Genomic DNA, 734 nt, shown 5'->3' on the forward strand with positions numbered 1-734 from the left:
GGACAGAGTACGAGTACACACTCGATGAACTGGCGGAATACCTCGATCTGAAAGGCCACCCGTTACGTGGTAGCGAAACGTCTGGTCTTGGCCGTAACTGTGAGTTGTTCGATAACACTCGTCAGTGGGCATATAGAGCGATTCGGGAATACTGGGCGCCTAACTACAAAAGAAAGTGGAATGCAGCCGTCTACGACAAAGTAGAAAGTACGAATAGCCAGTTCAATGTTCCTTTGCCCGTGTCAGAAGTGAAAGCGATAGCGAAGTCGATCGCTAACTGGACGTATCGAGAATTCACGCCAGAAAAGAAAAGCCAATGGCACGCTAAGAAAGGTGCTAAGGGTGGAAAAGTTTCAAAAGGTGGAGGTAGACCTAGCCTTAACGAACCTTGGGTTGAGCTTGGTATCAGTCGAAGAACTTACTTCCGTTGGAAGTCGACTGGCAAATTGTAATGTGTGGCACTAAACAAGCTATATCAGATAACAGCCCTTTTTAGGGTTGTTATCTGATTAATGGCCTCTATGTTTCTTTGCTAATCTTGCTAGAGCGGTATACGTGATTTTTGTTCCATCCGTGAACTTCCAGTCTATTTCATCTAAGAACTCTGCCATTATTTTCTTCTCTGCGCTCAGTCGATCTCTTTGACCTAACTTACTCTGTGTCTGTTGGTTTTGTCGACGGTGTGCGTGATTGACTATTCTTATTTGCTTTTGTAACGCCACTTCCTTGTTCTC

General features: G+C 45.0%; 1 protein-coding gene and 1 pseudogene. One reads left to right on the forward strand and one right to left on the reverse strand.

Translation table 11 applies throughout. The features are described from left to right. Positions 1-452 (forward strand): primase C-terminal domain-containing protein (locus R8N47_RS24955; RefSeq protein WP_318186075.1); only part of this gene is annotated, 452 nt, incomplete at its 5' end. Positions 453-509: 57 nt separating this feature from the next. On the opposite strand, the pseudogene R8N47_RS24960 reads toward R8N47_RS24955, so the two are convergent. Beyond that, positions 510-734, reverse strand: a pseudogene (locus R8N47_RS24960) (hypothetical protein); the annotation flags it as partial.

The sequence above is a fragment of the Vibrio sp. 2132-1 genome, assembly GCF_033344315.1.